This is a genomic window from Rhizobium sp. NZLR1b, from assembly GCF_019685155.1.
GTDB lineage: Bacteria > Pseudomonadota > Alphaproteobacteria > Rhizobiales > Rhizobiaceae > Rhizobium.
Map to the genome: position 1 here is coordinate 23555 of NZ_JABDWC010000034.1, position 18419 is coordinate 41973.

Annotated in this window: 19 protein-coding genes and 1 pseudogene; 5 read left to right on the forward strand and 15 right to left on the reverse strand. The window is 63.2% G+C overall.

Translation table 11 applies throughout. From position 1 onward, the window contains the following. Positions 1 to 160: 160 nt before the first annotated feature. The 5 genes and pseudogenes from HJB84_RS30795 to HJB84_RS30810 all read right to left on the reverse strand — a co-directional run bounded on the left by HJB84_RS30795 (position 161) and on the right by HJB84_RS30810 (position 4103). The gene (locus tag HJB84_RS30795; RefSeq protein WP_207582747.1) at positions 161 to 1309 is read right to left on the reverse strand and encodes an alpha-hydroxy acid oxidase; all 1149 of its coding nucleotides are present in this window, start codon (positions 1307 to 1309) and stop codon (positions 161 to 163) included. Positions 1310 to 1415: 106 nt separating this feature from the next. Next, positions 1416 to 1589 (reverse strand): annotated as a pseudogene (locus tag HJB84_RS34040) (acyl-CoA desaturase); the annotation flags it as partial. Between the two features lie 107 nt (positions 1590 to 1696). Beyond that, positions 1697 to 2623 carry a carbohydrate kinase gene (locus HJB84_RS30800; RefSeq protein WP_207582746.1) on the reverse strand — a complete coding sequence of 309 codons (927 nt, stop codon included), beginning with the start codon at positions 2621 to 2623 and terminating at the stop codon, positions 1697 to 1699. A gap of 61 nt (positions 2624 to 2684) precedes the next feature. After that, positions 2685 to 3374, reverse strand: a complete 690-nt coding sequence (locus HJB84_RS30805; protein ID WP_221117771.1) for an orotate phosphoribosyltransferase — start codon at positions 3372 to 3374, stop codon at positions 2685 to 2687. A 75-nt stretch (positions 3375 to 3449) separates the two neighbouring features. After that, positions 3450 to 4103: a TetR/AcrR family transcriptional regulator gene (locus HJB84_RS30810; RefSeq protein ID WP_207582744.1), complete on the reverse strand. Its 654-nt coding sequence runs from the start codon at positions 4101 to 4103 to the stop codon at positions 3450 to 3452. Between the two features lie 99 nt (positions 4104 to 4202). Between HJB84_RS30810 and HJB84_RS30815 the strand changes: the two genes are divergently transcribed. The 3 genes from HJB84_RS30815 (at position 4203) to HJB84_RS30825 (ending at position 6241) form a co-directional block, all read left to right on the forward strand. Beyond that, positions 4203 to 5027, forward strand: coding sequence for an NmrA family NAD(P)-binding protein (locus HJB84_RS30815; protein ID WP_221117772.1), 825 nt, complete (start codon positions 4203 to 4205; stop codon positions 5025 to 5027). A 2-nt stretch (positions 5028 to 5029) separates the two neighbouring features. Further along, positions 5030 to 5512, forward strand: coding sequence for a DUF1772 domain-containing protein (locus HJB84_RS30820; RefSeq protein ID WP_207582743.1), 483 nt, complete (start codon positions 5030 to 5032; stop codon positions 5510 to 5512). A gap of 99 nt (positions 5513 to 5611) precedes the next feature. Continuing rightward, on the forward strand, positions 5612 to 6241 hold the full coding sequence (locus HJB84_RS30825; protein ID WP_207582742.1) for a glutathione S-transferase family protein: 630 nt from the start codon (positions 5612 to 5614) through the stop codon (positions 6239 to 6241). A 45-nt stretch (positions 6242 to 6286) separates the two neighbouring features. Here the strand turns inward: HJB84_RS30825 and HJB84_RS30830 are convergent, their stop codons facing one another. The 6 genes from HJB84_RS30830 to HJB84_RS30855 all read right to left on the reverse strand — a co-directional run bounded on the left by HJB84_RS30830 (position 6287) and on the right by HJB84_RS30855 (position 12587). Beyond that, complete coding sequence (locus tag HJB84_RS30830) at positions 6287 to 7465, reverse strand: diguanylate cyclase (RefSeq protein ID WP_221117773.1); 1179 nt, start codon at positions 7463 to 7465, stop codon at positions 6287 to 6289. 311 nt (positions 7466 to 7776) lie between these two features. Then, positions 7777 to 8817 carry a dihydroorotase gene (gene pyrC, locus HJB84_RS30835; RefSeq protein WP_207582740.1) on the reverse strand — a complete coding sequence of 347 codons (1041 nt, stop codon included), beginning with the start codon at positions 8815 to 8817 and terminating at the stop codon, positions 7777 to 7779. 116 nt (positions 8818 to 8933) lie between these two features. Next, complete coding sequence (locus tag HJB84_RS30840; RefSeq protein WP_207582739.1) at positions 8934 to 9566, reverse strand: nucleoside triphosphate hydrolase; 633 nt, start codon at positions 9564 to 9566, stop codon at positions 8934 to 8936. Further along, positions 9563 to 10345: an ATP-binding cassette domain-containing protein gene (locus HJB84_RS30845; protein ID WP_207582738.1), complete on the reverse strand. Its 783-nt coding sequence runs from the start codon at positions 10343 to 10345 to the stop codon at positions 9563 to 9565. Before HJB84_RS30845 ends, HJB84_RS30840 begins: the two co-directional genes overlap by 4 nt. A gap of 2 nt (positions 10346 to 10347) precedes the next feature. Continuing rightward, the gene (locus tag HJB84_RS30850) at positions 10348 to 11412 is read right to left on the reverse strand and encodes an ABC transporter permease (RefSeq protein WP_221117774.1); all 1065 of its coding nucleotides are present in this window, start codon (positions 11410 to 11412) and stop codon (positions 10348 to 10350) included. A 155-nt stretch (positions 11413 to 11567) separates the two neighbouring features. Next, positions 11568 to 12587, reverse strand: a complete 1020-nt coding sequence (locus HJB84_RS30855) for a sugar ABC transporter substrate-binding protein (RefSeq protein ID WP_207582736.1) — start codon at positions 12585 to 12587, stop codon at positions 11568 to 11570. Positions 12588 to 12915: 328 nt separating this feature from the next. Between HJB84_RS30855 and HJB84_RS30860 the strand changes: the two genes are divergently transcribed. Together HJB84_RS30860 and HJB84_RS30865 are read left to right on the forward strand one after the other, a co-directional pair. After that, the gene (locus HJB84_RS30860) at positions 12916 to 14163 is read left to right on the forward strand and encodes an ROK family transcriptional regulator (protein WP_207582735.1); all 1248 of its coding nucleotides are present in this window, start codon (positions 12916 to 12918) and stop codon (positions 14161 to 14163) included. Next, positions 14147 to 14617: an RbsD/FucU family protein gene (locus HJB84_RS30865; protein ID WP_207582734.1), complete on the forward strand. Its 471-nt coding sequence runs from the start codon at positions 14147 to 14149 to the stop codon at positions 14615 to 14617. Before HJB84_RS30860 ends, HJB84_RS30865 begins: the two co-directional genes overlap by 17 nt. A gap of 14 nt (positions 14618 to 14631) precedes the next feature. Here HJB84_RS30865 and HJB84_RS30870 read toward each other — a convergent pair whose 3' ends face one another. The 4 genes from HJB84_RS30870 to HJB84_RS30885 are packed head-to-tail and all read right to left on the reverse strand — an operon-like array spanning position 14632 to position 18419. Beyond that, entirely contained in the window at positions 14632 to 15855 is a 1224-nt protein-coding gene (locus HJB84_RS30870; RefSeq protein ID WP_221117775.1) for an FAD-dependent oxidoreductase, read from the reverse strand. Between the two features lies 1 nt (position 15856). Further along, on the reverse strand, positions 15857 to 17083 hold the full coding sequence (locus tag HJB84_RS30875; protein ID WP_207582732.1) for an Atu1372/SO_1960 family protein: 1227 nt from the start codon (positions 17081 to 17083) through the stop codon (positions 15857 to 15859). Between the two features lie 20 nt (positions 17084 to 17103). After that, positions 17104 to 17763: an amino acid ABC transporter permease gene (locus HJB84_RS30880; RefSeq protein ID WP_221117776.1), complete on the reverse strand. Its 660-nt coding sequence runs from the start codon at positions 17761 to 17763 to the stop codon at positions 17104 to 17106. After that, a complete protein-coding gene (locus HJB84_RS30885; protein ID WP_221117777.1) occupies positions 17760 to 18419 on the reverse strand; it encodes an amino acid ABC transporter permease in 660 nt (219 codons plus the stop codon). Before HJB84_RS30885 ends, HJB84_RS30880 begins: the two co-directional genes overlap by 4 nt.

Below are 18419 nucleotides of genomic sequence, written 5' to 3' on the forward strand. Positions count from 1 at the left end.
GGCGAGGGGACGTGCCATACGTGATGTAGGCGGGGGACGAGAGGGCGCGGCTTGTTCCCCTTCGCCCCGTTTACGGGGGTCCGAAGGACGGGTCGAGACCAGCGGCTCGACCCCGGTTGGTGGCGGCAGCCGGATGAGGGGCGGACGCCGCCGCCCCCGCTCAGGAGCGGAAGCGCAGGTTCCGCCGGCTCAGTTGGCTGACCGTGGTGCAGCCCATCAGCTTCATGTCGCGCTCGATCTCGGTGCGCATCGTCTGCAGCGCCCGTTCGACGCCGGGCTGTCCGGCGGCGGCAAGCGGGAAGAGATAGTAGCGGCCGAGGCCGACGGCCTTTGCCCCGAGCGACAAAGCCTTGAGAACATGCGTTCCCCGCTGCACGCCCCCGTCCATCATGACGTCGATGCGATCCCCGACGGCGTCGACGATCTCGGCCAATTGGTCGAAAGCGCTGCGCGAGCCGTCGAGCTGGCGCCCGCCATGGTTTGACAGCACGATGCCGGTGCAGCCGATCTCGACAGCGCGCTTGGCGTCTTCGACCGACATGATGCCCTTCAGGCAGAACTGTCCGTCCCAGGCGCGCACCATCTCCGCCACGTCATCCCAGGACATCGACGGGTCGAGCATTTCGGTGAAGTATCGGCTGATCGACAGCGAGCCGCCATCCATCTTGACGTGGTTTTCGAGCTGCGGCAGCCGGAAGCGCTCATGCGTCAGCCAGTCGATCGCCCAGGAAGGCTTAATGGCGAACTGGGTCATGCCGGCGAGATTGAGCTTGAAGGGAATGGCAAAACCGGTGCGCTTGTCGCGCTCGCGGTTGCCGCCGGTGATGCTGTCGACCGTCAGCATCATTGCCTGCACGCCGGCATTTTTCGCCCGCGCCATCATCTCGTGGTTGAGGCCGCGGTCCTTGTGGAAATAGAACTGATAGATCTGCGGCCCGTCGCTGATCTGCCGGGCTTCCTCCAGGCTGATCGTGCCGAGCGAAGAGACGCCGAACATCGTACCATGTTTTGCCGCCGCTGCCGCCACCGCCCGCTCCCCCTGGTGGTGGAAAAGCCGCTGCAGCGCCGTCGGCGAGCAATAGACCGGCATGGCCAGCTTCTGCCCCATGACCGTCACCGACATGTCGACCTCGGCCACTCCCCTGAGAACGTCGGGCACCAGGTCGCAATTCTCGAAGGCCGCCGTATTGCGCCGATAGGTCACCTCATCATCGGCGGCGCCATCGATATAGTCGAAGATCGGTCCGGGAAGACGCCGTTTGGCCATGCGCCGGAAATCGTGAAAATTATAGCAGTCTGTAAGGCGCATCTTTTGTTCGACCCGTTTGCTTTTCGGGCCGCAACCTAAAGCACGATTCGAAAGCTTGCCAAGGCTTCATCGTGCGATTTACGGCTTGTTGGAGAGGATAACGCACTCATGGGCGAGATTCCGCCTGACCCGCCGCGTGATATGGCGAATGATTGCCACCGGCAGTCTCGGATACGTCGACGCGCCTCAAGCCTCGCCGTGGCACGATTGTGTGCGGGAGCTTGATCGCCGAAGCCAGACCGAGCCTTGCCAGCAGCCGGATGAAATACCATCCGAGGTCCGCCGCTAAGGAGACGAAGGGAATCGAGAGGTCGCGGCCATATCCCTTCGCCCCGCTTGCGAGGGTCCGAAGGGCGTTGGCGGCAGCAGATGGGGGCGGAAGCTCCCTTAAAGCCCAATCTCATGCGCCCAGGGCGGGTTGGCGCCGGCGCGGGAGACGGTGACGGCGGCGGCTTTGGCGCCGAGGGTGAGGGCGTTGCGGAGCGCCTGCTCGTCGAGCGAGGCGACCTGGGCCTTGGTCAGCAGATTGTCCATCTTCAACGAGGCCAGCACGCCGGCATCGAAGGTATCGCCGGCGCCGACCGTATCAACGACCGTGACGCGCTGGCTCGGCACCGTCACCTTGCGCTCTTTGGTATAACCGGAGGCGCCTTCGGCGCCCTTGGTGATGACGACCAGTTTGGCGCCGTGGTTCAGCCAGTGGGCGGCGAGCGTATCGTGGTCGCCGGTCAGACCGAACCAGTCGAGATCCTCGTCGGAGAATTTGACGATGTCGGATTTGGCGGCCATGCGCTTGATGCGGGCCATATGCGCCGGCTTGTCCTTGATGAAACCGGGACGGATGTTCGGGTCGAGCGAGATGACGCGGCTTGCGGCTTCGCGGTCGAGCAGCGCTTCATAGGTTTCGCCGCAGGGGCTGGGGATCAGGCTGATTGCGCCGAAATGCAGCGCTTCGCAATCATCGCCAAGGATCGGCAGGTCGGCCTCGGTGATCATCCGGCCGGCCGTGCCCTCGTCGTAGAAGGCGTAGGTCGCCTGGCCGTTCACCAGCTTGACGAAGGCGATGGTCGAGGGGCGCGGAGTGATGGCGCAGGGGCTGTAATCGACATTGGCTGCCTTCAGCGTCGCAAGCAGGATCTCGCCCATCATGTCGTCGGCAATGCCGGTGAAAAAGGCGGTGGGGATGCCGAGGCGGCCGAGCGCGATGGCGGTATTGAAGATGGCGCCGCCGGCATAGGGGGCAAAGCCCTTTTCACCAAGGGTCGTGTCCCTCGGCAGCATGTCGATCAAGGCTTCGCCGCAGCACAAAATCATCGAATTCCTCCCAACAGACTTATACGTTCATCAACCGATTAAGTGAGCTTTTGTCAACTGGCTAGAGCGAAAGCTCACTTACGCCACCATTCCGTCCCGACCAGGCCAGCGGCGCATCGAGGAAGGCTTCGACCTCTTCAAGCGTCTTGTCGTCGAACAGCTTCTGCGCCTTGGCGACGGCCAGGACATTATGCCAGGTGGCGATGTGATGCAGCCGGACCTTGCCATCGGCAAAGCGCTGGTCGCCGAAAATGCCGTAAAAGAACAGCGCAATGCCGTGATCGACGACGCCGCCGGCGGCACGGACGGCCTCGATGAACTTGAACATGCTGCCGCCGGCCGTCGTCAGGTCCTCGATGACCAGCACGCGCGAGCCTTCCGGCATATTGCCCTCGATCTGGGCATTGCGGCCATGGCCCTTCGGCTGCTTGCGGACATAGATCATCGGCAGGCCGAGGCGATCGGCCAGCAGAGCGGCGAAGGGGATGCCGGCGGTCTCGCCGCCGGCGATGCAATCGAACTGCTCGAAGCCGGCATCGCGCAACAGGGTGCTGGCGGCGAAATCCATCACCGTCGAGCGGATGCGCGGGAAGGAAAGCAGCTTGCGGCAATCGATATAGACCGGGCTCGCCATGCCGGAGGCGAGCTTGTAGGGCGCTCCCGCATTGAAATGCACCGCCTTGATCTCCCACAGCATCTTGGCCACCAGTTCGGCCATCACGGCGCGGTCGGGAAACGTGGTCTGGATCATGCGGCTCTCCTTCGGCTCGGTTCCCTGCGGGAATAGCAGCAAGAGGCCTGAGTTTCCAGACGCTGGACGATCGTATTAGCGCAACAGACGGCCGATATCGGGTCCCTGCATCTTCTTGAACAGGACAATTGCCTCGTCACCCTCTTCCGCATCCAGCGAAACGGCATAACGCACGGCGGCGGCAAGGAGCTGCATCGTCAGCCGGGCGATCGCCAGAAGCTCCTTTCGGTCGCGATCCGGCCACAGGCGGAGGAGCACGGCGAGAAAGGCCTGGGCGTGAAATTCCATGTCCTCGGCATCGATCTGCTGCAGCAGCTTATCGGTATGGGTTGCGTGCCAGATGTCGCGCATCACCGGCTCGCGGCGGAAGAAGGCATAATATTCGTCGACGATCGTGGCGAGCGCGGCTGTCAGCGCCACGGCGTCGGTCACTTTCGCCAGCTCCGCCTCGACGCAGCGCCTGCCCTCTTCGTTGAAGCGTTCGGCCAATGTCCGGATGATCGAACTCTTGTCGGGGAAATATTGATAGAGGGCGCCGAAGGAGAGGCCGGCCTTTTCGACGATCTCGCTCATCTTCAAGCCGTCGCTGCCATGGCTTTCGATCAGCTCGGCGGCAACGGCAAGGATCTTTTCGAAGCGTTCGCGGCCGCGCTGCTGGCTGGGGATCCGGCGCGGCTGGCCCGAATGCTGCTGCTGGCGCCTGCGCGTTGCGACCGGCTGTTGCGACATCGTCTGCTCCTCATGGTTGACAAACAAAATAAGAGAGTTTATCTCATTTTGCAAATGAGAGAGTTTCTCTTGTTTCTTAACTTTGGAAGGAGCTTCGACATGCAGAATTCCGAAATCGTCGTCGTCGGTGGGCCGGGAAAGACCGGTGGCCGCATCATCAAGCGCCTGGAAGCGCGCGGCCTCACCGTTCGCGCGGCATCGCGCTCCAGCGCACGTCCCTTCGACTGGGAGGACAGGTCAAGCTGGCGCGGCGCGCTTCAGAGCGCATCGAGCGCCTATGTTGCCTTCCAGCCGGATCTTGCCGTCGCCTGGGCGGCAGAAGCGATCGCAACCCTCGCCGAGGTGGCCAGGGAATGCGGTCTTGAGCATATCGTGCTGCTCTCCGGCCGCGGCGAAGAGGGCGCGCAACGGAGCGAAACCGCGCTCACCGCTTCCGGCATCGGCACCACCATCCTGCGCGCCTCCTGGTTCTGCCAGAATTTCAGCGAGGGTGCCTTTGTCGAGCAGATCCTCGGCGGCCGGCTGCAATTGCCGGCGGGCGAGATCCGCGAACCCTTCATCGATGCGGACGACATCGCCGATGCCGCCGTAGCCGCCTTGACCGATCCGCGCCATCGAAACAAGATTTACGAACTGACCGGTCCCCGGGCGCTGACATTCGGTCAGGCGGTCGCCGAAATCGCCGCGGCAGCCGGACGGTCGATCGAATACCAGCAGGTGTCGATGGCAGACTTCACCGGCGGGCTTGCGGCAGCCGGCCTGCCACAGGGCCTGATCGACCTTCTGGAGGAGCTCTTCGGCCAGGTGCTCGATGGGCGCAATTCCAGCACCATGGGCGGCGTCCCTGATATTCTCGGGCGCCCCGCCACCGATTTCAGCCACTATGCCCGCCGGGCCGCGGCATCCGGAATATGGAGTGCCTGACTATGCAGATCGTCCTCATCCTTTCCCTCGTGGCGGCGGCAATCGGCAGCGGCCTCGTCGCCGGCATCTTCTTCGCCTTTTCGACCTTCATCATGACCGCCTTCTCCAGGATTCCTGCGGAACAGGGCATTGCGGCGATGAACTCGATCAATGTCACGATCGTCCGCTCGCCGTTCATGGGTCTCTTCGTGCCGACGGCGATCCTCTGCATCGTCATAACAGTGCTCGCCCTGATCGACTGGCGCGGCGGCGCATCGACGCTGATGCTGGCAGGCGCCGCCCTCTATCTCCTCGCCTCCTTCCTCTCGACCATCATCTTCAATGTGCCGATGAACGATGCGCTGGAGAAGGTGAGCGGCAGTGGGCCGCAGGCAGTCGAGCTCTGGGCCGCCTATCTCAGGGACTGGACGTGGTGGAACCATGTGCGGACCGTGGCCTCGCTGCTTGCTTCGGTCGCCTTCATCAGGGCGCTGATGATCGTCTGAATGATTGCTTCCTGGCTAACCGACATGCCCCTTCAGGAATCGGGTGGTTGGTTTCGAGGCGGCGTGCGAACGTGAGCCAATCGTCGCGAAAGGACCGCCATGTTTACGCTTCACGATTATCTGCCGTCGCAAAATGGCTGGAAGGTCCGGGTTTTGCTCGGCCTGCTCGACATGCCTTATATCAGTCGCGAAGTATCGATCTTCGAGGGCGAGTGCCGCACCGAGGCTTTCCTGAAACTCAACCCGGTGGGCGCCGTCCCTGTTCTCGAACTCGACAATGGGCGTGCGATCGCCGAATCGAACGCAATCCTCACTTTTCTCGCCGAGGGGACGCGCTTCCTGCCGTCAGACAGGTACCGGCGCGCCAAGGTCATGCAGTGGCTGTTCTTCGAGCAATATCATGTCGAGCCGGTCATCGGTTCGCTGCGCTTCTGGACGTTGACGGGGCGGCTGGAGCGTAACCAGAGCATGATTGCGGGCAAGCGCGACGCGGCAAACCGGGCGCTCGCTGCACTCGAACGGGACCTCACCGACAGCCCGTTTGTTGTCGGCGAGGAGTTGTCGATCGCCGACATTGCGGTTTATGCCTATAGCCACCGGGCCGAGGATTGCGGCTTTTCGCTCGCAGTTTATCCCGCCTTCGCCGCCTGGTGTGGCCGCGTCCGCGATGCCATCGGTCCCGATTATCCAGTCCATCTCTATAGTATGGATCCGCATTCCGCTGGCTAACGACCGTATGCCACCGGAAGACGTCATCAGAGGATCCGCCCGGAATCAAGACGCGGTGCGCGATACCTCGACGGGAACCGCCTGCAGGTGGCCGGCTAGTTCCACCCGGTTGCGGCCGCCCCGTTTGGCGGCGTAGAGCGCCTTGTCGGCGGCGTTCAGCATGGCGTCGAAATCCAGCGGCTTCGAGCGGCCGGGCGCAACGCCGACGCTGACCGTGCATTTCAGCACCTCGTCGTCGATGTAAATCTCGCGCACCTCGAAGGCCCTGCGGATGCGCTCGGCCGCCAGTTCCGCCCGGCCGGGCATGATCTCCTTCAACACCAGCGCGAACTCCTCACCACCCAACCGTGCGGCGATGTCGCCGGGGCGGCAATGGGCGGCGAGTTCGCCGGCGAAGACCTTGAGCACGCGATCGCCGCTCGCATGGCCGAAGCGGTCGTTGACGGATTTGAAGTGGTCGATATCGAAGACGATGACGGCCGTGGTCGAGCCCATCGGACGCGTACCGTATTGATCGAACAGGGCGCGGCGGTTGAGCAGCCCGGTCAGCGGATCGGTGATCGCCTCGAGACGGTGGCGCGCGGCAAGCCGCCACTGATGCAGCGCCAGCGACAGCGCACCGATCCCGGTCATGCCGGCGATGCAGACGGCAAGGCTCAGATCCTCGGCCCAGTTGCTGGGCGCGCTTCCGAGCACCAGCTTGCCATCGGCGATCAGCACGGCGGCGCAGAGCACGAAGGAGATCCCCGTCAGCGTATAGAGCGCGGTGATGCCGAGGATCGGCGCGGGCGCTTCGGCGCGGGCGAGCCAATATTGCCGGGCGGTGGCAAAGAGCAGCAAAGCAATGGCAAGATTGTCTGATATGAAGGCCAGGCCGTCATAACCTGCCAGCATCGGCACGACGGAGAAAGCCATCGCCGTCAGCGCACGGGCAGAGATGCCGAGCAAAGCGAGCCGGCCGGTGAGAAACTGTCTGCCGGCACCCCATATGGTGGCGAAACCGGCATGAAACAGCACGAAATTGGCCACACCCAGCCATGTCTCCGGCCTGTTCACATAGGCGCCGTAGATGAAAATGCCGGCAATGACGAGGACCAGGCCGATGCTGGCGGTGAGCAGCACGGTTTCGGCCCGACGCACCAGCCAGCTGCCCATCAAGGTCACGGCAAGGCATGCGGTGGAGACGCCGAGCGCCAGCAAAAGGGAGTTATAGTCAAGCATCATGCTTTTTCAGTCTCCGCGACTGCAGCCACGCCGATAATCTTGGCAAGCTATGCGATCGGCGGTGAGGAATGTCTTATGCATTCCGTTAAAAAATGATGCACCGCACATAGAAATGTTAGAGCGGTAACTTCGAGGCGAAGCTCGCGCTTGAGGCGCCCCTCATCCGGCTGCCGCCACCTTCTCCCCGTAAACGGGGCGAAGGGGAAATGCCGCGACCTCTCCGTCCCTCGCCGACGTCTCGCAGGGCACGTCCCCTCGCCCCGTTTTTACTGGGAGAGGGTGAGGGTGAGGGTGAGGGACAAACGTGGCGCTTATGCCACCACCTGCCAATGCAGCGGGAACATCGGATCAAACACCGTCACCGGGCCGGCGCCGGTTTCGATCCTGGCGGGGAAGACGACCGGCTCGGCCTGCTTTGCCAGGGTGATGCGATCCTCGTTCGGCTGAAGCCCGTACCAGGCCGGGCCGTTCAGCGAGACGAAGGCTTCGAGATTTTCCAGCGCGGCCTCCTGTTCGAAAACATGGGCAAGGCAGCTCATCGTATTGACCGAGGTGTAGATGCCGGCGCAGCCGCAGGCGCATTCCTTCAGCGGGTCGACATGCGGGGCGGAATCGGTGCCGAGGAAGAAGCGCGGATCGCCGCCGGTGGCGGCGGCGCGCAAGGCCAGCCGGTGGTTCTCGCGCTTGGCGACCGGCAGGCAATAATAATGCGGGCGGATGCCGCCGACCAGGATGGCGTTGCGGTTGATGATCAAATGGTGAGTGGTGATCGAGCCGGCGAGATTGGCCTTGGCCGCCTTGATGTAATCGATACCATCAGATGTCGTCACATGCTCCATCGTCACCTTCAGCTCAGGCAGGCGTCGGCGCAGCGGATCGAGCACGGTGTCGATGAAGACAGCCTCGCGGTCGAAGATATCGACCTCAGGTGTCGTCACCTCGCCATGGACGCAGAGCGGCAGGCCGATCTTTGCCATGCGCTCCAGCACCGGCATCGCCTTTTCCATGTCGCGCACGCCGCCATGCGAATTGGTGGTGGCGCCGGCCGGATAGAGCTTGACGGCGGTGATCAGGCCGCTTTTTGCGCCCGCCTCGACATCGTCGGGGCTGGTATGCTCGGTGAGATAAAGCGTCATCAGCGGCTGGAAACGATGGCCGGCCGGCAGCGCTTTAAGGATACGTTGGCGGTAGGCGATGGCGTCTGATGTGGTGACCACCGGCGGCACCAGGTTGGGCATGATGATGGCGCGGGCGAAGGTGCGGCTCGTATCGGCAATCACGCCTTCCAGCATGGCGCCGTCGCGCAGATGCAGGTGCCAGTCGTCAGGGCGGCGGATGGTGATCGATTGCATGGCAGGCCTCCGAAGCGATGCGTCTGCGGCTTCGAATAACACTAAAGCGCGGCGCATTGAAATCGATTCATGCGCCGCGCTTCAGCTCGTTGTTCATGCATGTCGTCGTCGCGGCATCACGCCAGCGCGATCTCCAGCGTCACATCGGCCGGACGGCGGTTTTCGAGGATCAGCCGGCCGTTCGGCAGGTCGTTGCCATAGACCTTGGCGCTGGCGGCGTCCTCGGTGAGATTATAACCGCGCCAGCGCGCCCAGAGCCGCTCCTCGAGCACCTCGATCGGCGGGGCCAGCATAATCGTGTAATCGAAGATGCCGTCGAGTTCTGCCCATTTACCTTGCGTGAAGAGCAGATAGTTGCCCTCGACGATGATGAAACGGTCCTTGGGATCGATCGGCCGGGCGGAAGCAATCGCGAGTTCGCGCGAGCGGTCGAAGACCGGCACCAGAACCTCCTGGTCGGCTGGCCTGACGGCACGGACGATGTCGAGGAAACCGCGGACATCGAAGGTCTCGGGGATGCCCTTGCGGGCCAAAAGGCCGCGTTCGATCAGGATGGCATTGTCCATGTGGAAGCCGTCCATCGGCAGGACTGCGGCGCTTTCGCCTTTGGCGTTCAGCGCCGCCGCCAGATTGTCGGCCATAGTCGACTTGCCCGACCCTGGCGGGCCGGCAATGCCGATGAGGAAGCGCGTGCTATCGCCGGCGCGGCTGAGGACCTCGCCGGCGATTTCCTCGGTGCTGACCGTCATGCCGCGACCGGCTCCGTCGGCACCGCCTTGGCGCCGGTCATGAAGGCGACGGCGTCGGACATGGTGTATTCCTTGGGATCGATCACCGTCAGGCGCCGGCCGAGGCGGTGGATATGGATCCGGTCGGCGACCTCGAAGACATGCGGCATGTTGTGGGAGATCAGCACGATCGGAATGCCGCGGGCGCGAACGTCGAGGATCAATTCCAGCACGCGGCGGCTTTCCTTGACCCCGAGGGCGGCCGTCGGTTCGTCCATGATGATGACCTTGGAGCCGAAGGCGGCGGCGCGGGCGACGGCGACACCCTGGCGCTGGCCGCCGGAGAGCGTTTCCACCGCCTGGTTGATGTTCTGGATGGTCATCAGGCCGAGTTCGGAGAGCTTGTTGCGCGCCAGCTTTTCCATCGCCGGCCGGTCGAGCATGCGAAGCATCGAGCCGAGCACGCCGGGCTTGCGGATCTCGCGGCCGAGGAACATGTTGTCGGCGATCGACAGCGCCGGCGACAAAGCCAGGTTCTGATAGACGGTCTCGATGCCAGCATCGCGCGCTTCCATCGGCGAGCGGAACTGCACCTGCCGGCCTTCGAGGGTGATCACCCCCTCGTCCGGGGTGGCGGCGCCCGATATCGCCTTGATCAGCGAGGATTTGCCGGCGCCGTTATCGCCGATGACGGCGAGGATTTCGCCGGGGTAAAGGTCGAAATCGGCATTGTCGAGCGCGGTCACGCGGCCGTAGCGCTTGACGAGACCGCGCGCGGTGAGAAGGGGTTCGCGAGCCATGATTACACCGAAACCTTTCTGATCCACTGGTCGATGGCGACGGCGGCAATGATCAGCACGCCGGTCAAAAGGACTTTCCATTGCGGGTCGGCGCCGAGCATGTTGAGGCCCATCGAGACGACGCCGACGATCATCGCACCGAACAGCGTGCCGAGAATGGAGCCGCGGCCGCCGAACAGCGAGATGCCGCCGATCACCGTCGCGGTGATCGCCTGCAGGTTAAAATCGGTCACCGCCGAGGATGGCGAGATCGAGCCGTTGCGGCCGATCGAGACCCAGGCGGCGAAGGCGGCGATGACGCCCGATATGGTATAGACGGTGAGCAGCACCTTCTTGGTCTGGATGCCGGAGAGCTTGGCCGCCTCCGGATCGTCGCCGACTGCATAGACATGCCGGCCCCAAGCGGTGTGATTGAGCACATACCAGAGCAAGAGGACGAGCAGCACCATGGCGATGACGCCGAGTGTGAGCACGGCGGTGCCGGCTTTGAAGCTCATGGCGAAAAGATGCAGCAGCGGCGCCTGTTCATCGACGTCGGTGTCGCGGATCGTCTCGTTGGCGGAATAGATGAAATTCGTCGCCATGACGATATTCCAGGTGCCGAGCGTTACGATGAACGGCGGCAGTTTCATGTAGGCGACGAGAAAGCCGTTCAGCAATCCGCAAAGGCCGCCGACGAGGAGGCCGGCTGCGACCGCGATCGGCGTCGGTATGCCGTAGGCGATGGCGACATTGCCCATGACAACCGCCGAGATCACCATGATGACGCCGATCGAAAGATCGATGCCGGCAGTCAGGATGACCAGCGTCTGGGCGGCGCCGAGAATACCGACGATGGCGATCTGCTGCAGGATCAGCGTCAGCGTGTAGGACGAGAAGAACCGTCCGCCGATGGCGATCCCGAAGATGATGATCGCCAGCACCAGCACGATCAGCGGCACGGCGGCCGGCGTCGAGTGCAGAAAATGCTGGGCACGCTTGATCAGCGAGACATCCTGATGCTCGAAGGAGGCGACGCTCTTGTCGCTGCCGTCGAGGACACGTTCGAATTCCTGTGTTCCGGTCATGGTTCCTCCTCCGCATCCGCGCGCCGAATTCGCACGGGGGCCGTCACCGATATCCTTCCGGTCTTTGCTTAGCCGGTTCGTGAGGCGACGGTACATCGTCCGTCGAAAACGGCCGGGGATCAAGCCCCGGCCGTTCTGCTTTCAAGAGATTTGGCTCAGCCCCAGCACTTGTCCGTGCCTACTTTGGTGTCGATCGACTTGACGCCGGAGACCGGCTTGTCGGTGACGAGCGAAACGCCGGTGTCGAAGAAGGATTTGCCTTCGGTCGGCTTCGGCTTTTCACCGCTGTCGGCGAACTTCTTGATCGCCTCGACGCCAAGGGCTGCCATCATCAGCGGATATTGCTGCGAGGTGGCGCCGATGACGCCTTCCTTGACCGACTTGACGCCTGGGCAACCGCCGTCAACTGAGACGATCAGCACGTTCTTTTCCATGCCGACGGCCTTCAGCGCCTGGTAGGCGCCGACAGCAGCCGGCTCGTTGATCGTGTGGATGACGTTGATGCTCGGATCCTTCTGCAGAAGGTTTTCCATGGCCTTGCGGCCGCCTTCTTCATTGCCGTTGGTCACGTCATGACCGACGATGCGCTTGTCGTCTTCGTCGCCGATCTTGTTCGGGTCCTTCGGATCGATGCCGAAGCCCATCATGAAGCCCTGGTCGCGCAGAACGTCGACCGTCGGCTGCGACGGGGTCAGGTCGAGGAAGCCGACCTTGGCGTCCTTGGCCTTGTCGCCCATGGTTTCCTTGGCCCACTGGCCGATCAGCTTGCCGGCGAGCAGGTTGTCGGTGGCGAAGGTGGCGTCGGCGGCATCGGCCGGCTCGAGCGGCGTGTCGAGAGCGATGACCAGCAGGCCGGCTTCACGCGCCTTCTTGACCGAAGAGACGATGCCCTTGGTGTCGGAAGCGGCAATCAGGATGCCCTTGGCGCCGTCGGCGATGCAGCTTTCGATCGCTGCCACCTGGCTTTCGCTGTCACCATCGATCTTGCCGGCATAGGACTTCAGCGAAACGCCGAGTTCCTTGGCCTTGGCCGTAGCACCTTCCTTCATCTTGACGAAGAAGGGGTTGGTGTCGGTCTTGGTGATCAGGCAGGCGGCAACGTCCGCCGCCATGACAGGAGCGGAAAAGGTGACACCAAGCGCGAGCGCGCCGAAAGCGAGAACAGATTTCTTCATGGAACTCCTCCCAGAGTTTGCCGGCGCCGCCCCTGCGGGCCGGAATTTTACGATATGACACTTTGCCGTGGATTGTTAAGCTTCCAAAGCCGTCCCGTGCCCTTGACGACGGCAATTAAAAGCGAAAAGAAATTGGCTTGTCAATAAATAAATCCAATTGAATTATTAATTCGATATGGCATGCTCCGTGGAAATCAGGCATACAGCGCCGCGCGTCTTCGACGCGCAAAGGACGCTGTAGCACTTTGAAGTGCTGCATAATTTTGTCCTTAAATCGATCCCGACTTAAGGAATTATGCAGTAGGGCCAACGATCGGGAGGAGCGGTCATGTCGTCCTTGGATGGACCGGAACACACACCGGTCCCGCCACCTATTCTGAATCCGGCCGGCGGTGCGAACCAGGTCAGGGTACGGGCCTATAATGAACGGCTCGTGCTGTCGCTGGTGCGTCTTTACGGCGCGCTGTCGAAGGCCGATATCGCGCGCCGCAGCGGGCTGTCGGCGCAGACCGTCTCCGTCATCATGCGGGTCCTGGAAAAGGAAGGGCTGCTGTCGCGCGGGGCGCCGGTGCGCGGCCGGGTCGGCCAGCCGTCGATCCCGATGCATCTCAATGCGGACGCCGTCTATTCCTTCGGCCTGAAGATGGGCCGGCGCAGCGCCGATCTGGTGCTGATGGATTTCGTCGGCCGCATCCGCATGCAGCTGCACCGGACCTATGCCTACCCGCTGCCGGATGAAATCCTCGCCTTCGTCACCTCGGGCATCCAGGAGCTCGAAGACCGGCTCGACGAAAAACAGCGCGGCCGCATTGCCGGCCTCGGCATCGCCGCACCCTTCGAGCTCTGGAATTGGGCCGAAGAGGTCGGCGCGCCGGCCGGCGCCATGGAGGTCTGGCGCGAGGTCGACCTGCAGGCCGACATCGCCGCGCGCGTCTCTCATCCGGTCTTCATGCAGAACGATGCGACCAGCGCCTGCGGCGCCGAACTGGTCTTCGGCGTCGGGCCGTCCTATCCGGATTTCGTCTATTTCTTCATCGGCTCCTTCATCGGCGGCGGCATCGTCTTGAATTCGGCGATCTTTTCCGGCCGCACCGGGACGGCAGGCGCAATCGGGCCACTGCCGGTGCGCGGCAAGAACGGCGAGACGATGCAGCTGCTCGAAATCGCCTCGATCTTCGTGCTCGAAAACATGCTGCGCGAGCGCGGCATCGATCCCGAGCCGCTGTGGTATTCGGCCGACGACTGGGTGGATTTCGGCGAGCCGATGGAAGCCTGGATCCAGGATAGCGCCAAGGCGCTGGCGCAGGCGATCGTCGCGGCCGCCTCGATCGTCGATTTCAGCGCGGCTGTGATCGACGGCGGTTTTCCCCATTGGGTGCGCAGCCGCGTGGTGCAGGCGACGATCGACGAAGCCGCCAAGCTCGACCTGCAGGGCGTCGTCATGCCCGAAATCCTCGAGGGCGCGGTCGGCGCCCAGGCGCGCGCCATCGGCGGCGCCAGCCTGCCGATCTTTGCGCGTTACCTCACCGACCAGAACGTACTTTTCAAGGAGGTAGACCATGCTGAAAGGACTTGATCCGCTGTTGAGCCCGGAGCTGCTTTTTACGCTTCGGGCCATGGGTCACGGCGACGAGATCGCCATCGTCGACGGTAATTACCCAGGCGTCGAACATGCGCGCCGGCTGATCCGGCTCGACGGCCACCATCTCGTGCCCGTTCTCAACGCCGTGCTCAGCGTGCTGCCGATCGATGATTTTGTGCCCGAGGCAATCTTCCGCTCGACCGTCAAGACCGAGCGCGACAAGCTCGATCCGGTGCATGAGGAGATGATCGACTGCTGCGCCCACCACGAGCCGCACCGCCAGGTGATGCCGCTGATCGGCCCGGATTTCTACGTCCGGGTGAAGGCCGCCCATGCGGTGATCCAGACAAGCGAGCCCAGGCTCTATGCCAACATCATCCTGCGCAAGGGGGTGATCTATCCGAAGGAGCCGGGCGCGCAGGCGGCGGTAGATCCGTTCGTTTATTAGCTATGGTCTAGCCGTCATCTCGTCTGCATACCGATCAGGTCCACCATTTTTCGGGCCGAGCCCAATGCTAAGGTCCAGCCGAGCATCCCGTGGCCGGTGTTGATGTAAACACCTTTCAGACGCTCGGAGGGCCCGATGATCGGGCGGGATGACGGGGTCATCGGCCGCTCGCCTGACCAGCGCATCAGAACGACGCCGCTATTGAAGAGATCCGGCAGGACACCGGCCGCTGCGCTACGCAGCGCTTCGAAACGCGCTGGGTCGAAGCCCGCGGCTGGGCGGTCGATATCGGCAAGACCGGCGACGCGGAAACGATCCCCGATCGATGCGAAAGCCAGCTTGCGTTTGACGTCGGTGAGGCTGATGGCGGGTGCGGCGCCGGTCCGCGGCACGGTCAGCGAATAGCCTCTCACCGGACGCACCGGGCGGACCTCCGGCAGCTCTGTGGCAAGCAAACGGACCTGAGCCCCCGCAGCGACGACGGCGGCATCGACCGTGAGTTCCTCCCGGTCGTCGAACCTCACGGCTGCAAGTCTGTCCGCCTCGCGCGAGAAACCCGCCACTTTCCGGCCGAAGAGGAGCGAAACCCGGTAATGCTGTGCAATATGGTGTGTCAGCTGACGGCAAAAGCCGGCTGCATCGCCGAGCGCATCACCCGGCGTGTAGACCGCACCGGCGATTTCGCCTTGGTAGCCGGCAAGGGCAGGCTCGATTTCCCGGGCTTCTGCGCGCGACAGCATGTGCTGCTCGAATCCGAGTGCATTCTTGCGCGAGACGGCCGATCGGGCCGCGGCAAAGCTGCGCTGATCCGGATAGAGATGCAGCTTTCCCGCAAGCCGGTAGTCGAAGGAAAGACCGGTTTCCGCCAGCAGGAATGCGAGCTCGCGGCGGGACTCTCCGGCGAGTTCCAGAATGGCCTGCGTATTGCTCCACCATCGCGGAAATGGTGCGTTGGCGAGGAAGCGCAGCCCCCAGAGAAGAAAATCCGGGTCCAGCTGCCAGCGAATCCGGAACGCGGGATCGCGGCCGAGGGCGATGGCCGGCAGATGCCTGAGCAGTCCGGGAGATGCCATCGCATCGCCATAGGCCCAGGAGAGCTGCGCGGCGTTGCCGGCGCTGGCGCCGCTGCCGGGTTCGGCTGCTGCATCGATAAGCGTCACATCGTGCCCTGCCTTGGCCAAAAGGTAGGCGGAGGAAACGCCGATGACGCCTGCGCCGATGACCGCGATGCGCGCCATGTCACACCTCGTTTCCCACAAGCGCGGTCAGCTCGATTTCGACCGGAACGCCCCGCGGAAGAGATGACACGCCGATCGCAATGCGGGCATGCTCCCACCGATCCGGAAAGAGATCGCGCAGCAGCTCGGACGCGCCGTCGACGACCGCGCCGTGGCGGGTAAAATCGTCAGTCGCGGCAACATAGCCCGCAAGCCGCACGAAGCCGCGCACCTTGTCGAACCCACCGCTGGCGCGCTCAAGCTGAGCAAGCACGTTGAGAAGGCAGATCCGTGCGCATTCGCGGCCCTCCTCGATCGAGACATCCGTCCCGAGCCGACCGGTCCGCCGAACGGCTCCATCGGTCACCGGCACCTGACCGGACACGGTGACGATATTGCCGGTTCGAACAGCGCCGGCGAAAGCCCCGGGCGGCATTGCGGCTTCCGGCAAGGCCAGGCCGAAGGCGGCAAGGCGCCTGCGCACAGCATCGCTTCCGCTCATGCCGGGCTCCGCCCTTCTCCTTTCCCCGGCTTCGGCACTGCGCGCGACGAAAGCCTTGAGGATTTCCAGATCGAGGACCGTCAGGCGGTATTCCGGATGCCACTGGACACCCAGGCAAAATGCCTCCGTCTCGCCCTCGAATGCCTCGATGATCCCATCGGGTGCCCGCGCGATGACGCGAAAGCGCCCGTGACCGGACAGCGCATGGCGATGCAGGCTGTTGACCCGGGTCGGTCCTGTCCCGACCCAGCCGGCAAGCAGGCTGTCCGGCTCGACGATGATCTCGTGCGCCAGTTCATCGGGCAGGTCCTGCGGGATGTGCGAAATGCCGGCGGCCGGAAGCTCGCTCAGGAACTCTCCGCCAAGGCACTCGCCGATCAACTGCATGCCATGGCAGATACCGAGGAGCGGTTTGCCTGTCGTCAGGGCCTTGGCCACCAGCTGACGCTCGAAGTCGCGGCGCCGATCAGCCACTTCAGCACCCGGCCGGGAGCCGGTCAGAACGACACCATCGGCGAGCGCCAGCGCCGCATCGATGTTTTCGGCGTCATAGGGCAGGATCATCGGGACCCCGCCGGCGCTGGTGATTGCCTCGGCATAGTTCGACCGCACCACATATTCGCACTCGGTCGGCTTTTGCGGCGTCTCGCCGAGATCGGGCGTTATAAGAATGAGGGGGCGGGCCTTGCGTGCCGGCGCGGCGGAACGAAACGCGGTGACCGCGGCAACGGTCATATCGGTGGTCATGATCTGAGCCTTGTGATGAATTAGCGGGTGGGCACGGCAAGCCGGCGGGAGAAGACCGAAAACGGCCAGGCGATCGCGAAGTAGCAGAGGCCAACCGCCACATAGATCTGCAGCGGCAGAAAATACTCGGTCGCCATCGCCCGGCCGGTCAGAACCAGCTCGTTGACGGTGATCAGCGATGCGAGCGAGGAATCCTTGAGAAGCGCGACGAAGGTGACGATCATCGGGGCCAGGATGACGCGGACGACCTGGGGGAGGATGATCAGCCGGAAGCTCTGAACCGGCGTGAGACCGACGGCCAGGGCCGCCTCGCTCTGCCCCGCCGGGATCGCCTTCAGTCCGGCCCGGAAGAGTTCGGCGATCTGAGCCGCAAAACACAACGCCAAACCTGCGATCGCCGCGCCGAAGGCATCGAAGACGATCCCAATGCCCGGCAGGCCGAAGTAAAGCAGAAACAGCACCGCGAGCAGCGGCACGCCGCGCGCGACCGTCACATAAAGTGCCGCGAAATGCCGTAGCGCCGCGAAACTTGATCTCTGGCACAGCGAAAGCAGCAAACCGAGCACGAGCGCCAGAGCAAAGGCGCACACGGAAAGCACTGCCGTATTCATCATTGCCCGCAACAACAAGGGCAGCCATTCGCCACCATAGTCGCGGTAGGGTGCGAAGAACCCGCTCATCCTTTCAGTCTCCCGTAACGTCTTTCAAGGAATCGCGTCGCCTGCATCAATGGCAGGCTCAGCAACAGATAGAGTGCCGCCGCCGTCGCGTAGATCATCGTTGTCTGGAAGGACGACGTGACCATGGAGCGGGCGAAGAACATGATTTCAGGCGCCGCGATGGCCGAGACGACGGAGGTGTCCTTGAGGAGCTGCACCGCGTAATTCCCGAGCGCCGGCAGGGCGATCCGCATGGCCTGCGGCGTCAGAATTTCGAAAATCGTCTGGAGCGGTGTCAACCCTGCAGCAAGCGACGCCTCCGCCTGCCCTTTTGGCAAAGCGGCGAAACCGGCGCGGAAGATCGCTGAGGTAGTGGCTGCGCCGATAAGCCCGAGGCCCAGAATGGCGGCGGCAATCGACGTCAGCCTCACGCCAATGCTGGCAAGCCCGAAGTAGAGGATGAACAGATGCGTCAGGGCCGGTACGTTGCAGAGGATTTCGCAATAGGCGTCGATCGCCATATTGACGAACCTGATCGCTGTGAATTGCCTGACGAGGGCGAGAAGGAAGCCGATGCCGGTTGCAAAAGCCAGCGAGGCCACCGTAACCAAGACCGTTACCTCAAGCCCGGCGGCGAGCCCCCGGACGACGGAGAAGAATAGCGAGAATCCGCTCAT

Excerpts from the sequence above, each read along its gene's own strand:
- HJB84_RS30795 (WP_207582747.1), bottom strand. The coding sequence starts at position 1,309 with ATGCGCCTTACAGACTGCTATAATTTTCACGATTTCCGGCGCATGGCC.
- HJB84_RS30800 (WP_207582746.1), bottom strand. The coding sequence starts at position 2,623 with ATGATTTTGTGCTGCGGCGAAGCCTTGATCGACATGCTGCCGAGGGAC.
- HJB84_RS30805 (WP_221117771.1), bottom strand. The coding sequence starts at position 3,374 with ATGATCCAGACCACGTTTCCCGACCGCGCCGTGATGGCCGAACTGGTG.
- HJB84_RS30810 (WP_207582744.1), bottom strand. The coding sequence starts at position 4,103 with ATGTCGCAACAGCCGGTCGCAACGCGCAGGCGCCAGCAGCAGCATTCG.
- HJB84_RS30815 (WP_221117772.1), top strand. The coding sequence starts at position 4,203 with ATGCAGAATTCCGAAATCGTCGTCGTCGGTGGGCCGGGAAAGACCGGT.
- HJB84_RS30820 (WP_207582743.1), top strand. The coding sequence starts at position 5,030 with ATGCAGATCGTCCTCATCCTTTCCCTCGTGGCGGCGGCAATCGGCAGC.
- HJB84_RS30825 (WP_207582742.1), top strand. The coding sequence starts at position 5,612 with ATGTTTACGCTTCACGATTATCTGCCGTCGCAAAATGGCTGGAAGGTC.
- HJB84_RS30830 (WP_221117773.1), bottom strand. The coding sequence starts at position 7,465 with ATGATGCTTGACTATAACTCCCTTTTGCTGGCGCTCGGCGTCTCCACC.
- pyrC (WP_207582740.1), bottom strand. The coding sequence starts at position 8,817 with ATGCAATCGATCACCATCCGCCGCCCTGACGACTGGCACCTGCATCTG.
- HJB84_RS30840 (WP_207582739.1), bottom strand. The coding sequence starts at position 9,566 with ATGACGGTCAGCACCGAGGAAATCGCCGGCGAGGTCCTCAGCCGCGCC.
- HJB84_RS30845 (WP_207582738.1), bottom strand. The coding sequence starts at position 10,345 with ATGGCTCGCGAACCCCTTCTCACCGCGCGCGGTCTCGTCAAGCGCTAC.
- HJB84_RS30850 (WP_221117774.1), bottom strand. The coding sequence starts at position 11,412 with ATGACCGGAACACAGGAATTCGAACGTGTCCTCGACGGCAGCGACAAG.
- HJB84_RS30855 (WP_207582736.1), bottom strand. The coding sequence starts at position 12,587 with ATGAAGAAATCTGTTCTCGCTTTCGGCGCGCTCGCGCTTGGTGTCACC.
- HJB84_RS30860 (WP_207582735.1), top strand. The coding sequence starts at position 12,916 with ATGTCGTCCTTGGATGGACCGGAACACACACCGGTCCCGCCACCTATT.
- HJB84_RS30865 (WP_207582734.1), top strand. The coding sequence starts at position 14,147 with ATGCTGAAAGGACTTGATCCGCTGTTGAGCCCGGAGCTGCTTTTTACG.
- HJB84_RS30870 (WP_221117775.1), bottom strand. The coding sequence starts at position 15,855 with ATGGCGCGCATCGCGGTCATCGGCGCAGGCGTCATCGGCGTTTCCTCC.
- HJB84_RS30875 (WP_207582732.1), bottom strand. The coding sequence starts at position 17,083 with ATGACCACCGATATGACCGTTGCCGCGGTCACCGCGTTTCGTTCCGCC.
- HJB84_RS30880 (WP_221117776.1), bottom strand. The coding sequence starts at position 17,763 with ATGAGCGGGTTCTTCGCACCCTACCGCGACTATGGTGGCGAATGGCTG.
- HJB84_RS30885 (WP_221117777.1), bottom strand. The coding sequence starts at position 18,419 with ATGAGCGGATTCTCGCTATTCTTCTCCGTCGTCCGGGGGCTCGCCGCC.